The sequence below is a fragment of the Streptomyces lancefieldiae genome (assembly GCF_031845825.1).
Taxonomy (GTDB): Bacteria; Actinomycetota; Actinomycetes; order Streptomycetales; family Streptomycetaceae; genus Streptomyces; species Streptomyces lancefieldiae.
The window spans coordinates 1-472 of record NZ_JAVRFH010000308.1 but is presented as its reverse complement, the minus strand read 5'-3'; the positions used below and the strand labels follow the sequence as shown (position 1 = coordinate 472).

Annotated in this window: 1 pseudogene; it reads left to right on the top strand. The window is 65.0% G+C overall.

Going from position 1 to position 472, the window contains the following annotated elements:
* Nucleotides 1-472, top strand: a pseudogene (locus tag RM812_RS42275) (LLM class flavin-dependent oxidoreductase); the annotation flags it as partial.

Sequence of the window (472 nt, the reverse complement as noted above, 5' to 3'; positions counted from 1 at the left end):
AGATAAAGATCCTGCCCGGAATCGTGCCGTTCATCGGCCCCACCGAAGACGCCGCACGTGAACTTGAGCAACAGTTCACCGACCTGATCTCGCCCGAGTACTCGCTGCGTCAGCTCTCGCAGATGCTCGGCGTGGACCTGACTGCGCACGCGCTCGACGCGCCGCTGCCCGCTCTGCCACCCATCGAGCAGATCCAGGGCAACAAGAGCCGCTACCAACTGGTGAAAGACCTCGCCAGCAGTGAGTCGCTGACCGTGCGGCAGCTGATCGCCAAACTCGGCGGCGGCCGCGGGCACCGGACGTTCGCCGGCACCGCCGAGCAGGTGGCCGACAACCTGGAGCTGTGGTTCACCGAGGGGGCGGCCGACGGTTTCAACATCATGCCGTCGTATCTGCCCGGAGGTCTGGAAGATTTCGTCGGACAGGTGGTACCGATCCTGCAGCGCCGCGGCCTGTTTCGCACCGACTACAC